1 protein-coding gene is annotated in these 1,432 nt (G+C 64.2%); it reads right to left on the minus strand.

The window, feature by feature from the left end:
• Positions 1-83: 83 nt before the first annotated feature.
• Positions 84-1,379 carry an IS256 family transposase gene (locus RCH10_RS27630; RefSeq protein ID WP_323499452.1) on the minus strand — a complete coding sequence of 432 codons (1,296 nt, stop codon included), beginning with the start codon at positions 1,377-1,379 and terminating at the stop codon, positions 84-86.
• Positions 1,380-1,432: the final 53 nt, after the last annotated feature.

A 1,432-nucleotide genomic window follows, 5' to 3' on the forward strand; every position in this document is an offset into this window, starting at 1 on the left:
CTCTGTCTCGCCTGATTTCTCATCTGTTTTCAGGCCCCTGCCAGGCCGCCGGAGGCGCCTTGGTTGAGCCATGTCTTCATGGATCAACCTCCTGCCTTTGCGCCGCCATGGCCGGCCTGCGTGAAGCGATCTTCGTAGAGTATCGCGAACTGGTTCATCGCCTCCTTCCAGTTGTGCGCGGCGCGACCCCAGTCGGCCGTGATGTTGCGCAGCGCCAGCCAGATCAGCTTGGAAGCCGCATCGTCACTCGGGAAGTGCCCGCGCGTCTTGATGATCTTGCGCAGGCGGGCATTGACGCTCTCGATCGCATTGGTTGTGTAGATCACCCGGCGAATCGAAGGCGGGAACGCGAAGAACGGAATCACTCGCTCCCAGGCTCGGCGCCAGGCTGCGACGACCGTGGGGAACTTGGTGCCCCAGGGCCCTCGCTCGAAGGCATCCAGCTCGGCCTCGGCCGCCTCGGCGCTGGCGGCCGTGTAGATCGGCCGGATGGCCGCTGCCAGCAGCTTGCGATCCTTCCAGCTCGCATAGTCCAGGGAGTTGCGAATCAGGTGCACGATGCACGTTTGCAGCGTGGTGGCCGGGAACACCGCTGCCAGGGCCTCGGGCATGCCTTTCAAGCCGTCGGTGACGGCAATGAGGATGTCGTTGACGCCTCGGGTCTTCAGGTCGTTGAAGACCTTCATCCAGAACTTGGCGCCTTCGGTGCCTTCGATCCACAGACCGAGAATGTCGCGCGTGCCGTCGGGCAGCACGCCCAGGGCCAGGTAGATGGCCTTGTTGCGCACCACCGCGTCTTCCTTGATCTTCACGCGCAGGGCATCGAAGAAGATCACCGGATACATCGGCTCCAGCGGTCGGGCCTGCCAGGCGGTGACCTCGGCCATGACGGCGTCGGTGACCGAGCTGATGAATTCGGGCGATACATCGACCCCATAGCTCTCCAGCAGGAAGCCCTGGATCTCGCGCATGGTCATGCCGCGCGCGTACATGGCCACGATCTTGTCGTCGAAGCCGGTGAAGCGGCGTTCGTGCTTGGGGATGAGCAGCGGCTCGAAGGAACCCGTGCGGTCGCGCGGCACTTCGATGCGCAAGGGGCCATCGTCGGTGAGCACGGTCTTGGCGCTCTTGCCGTTGCGCTGGTTGGCCGCATCGTCGGGCCGGGTCGCACCCGACGCGTAGCCCAAGTGGTGCGACAACTCGGCCCCCAGGGCGCGCTCGATGAGCGCCTTCTTGAACGCGACCGTGGCGGCGTTGACCGCCTCGCCGGTCATGGGGCCGGTGACGAACTGATCAATCAGTTCCCGGGGGATCGACGGCAGCGCCGCCATCTTGGCGGCGATCGCCGCGTTCTTCGTCTTCGTCTTGCTCGTCGGCATACATGCTCCTTGGGGTCATGCTATGCCTCGAACACAAAATTCAGGACAGGCTC

Origin of the sequence: Variovorax sp. GrIS 2.14 (assembly GCF_046115955.1) — a bacterium.
Lineage (GTDB): Bacteria > Pseudomonadota > Gammaproteobacteria > Burkholderiales > Burkholderiaceae_C > Variovorax.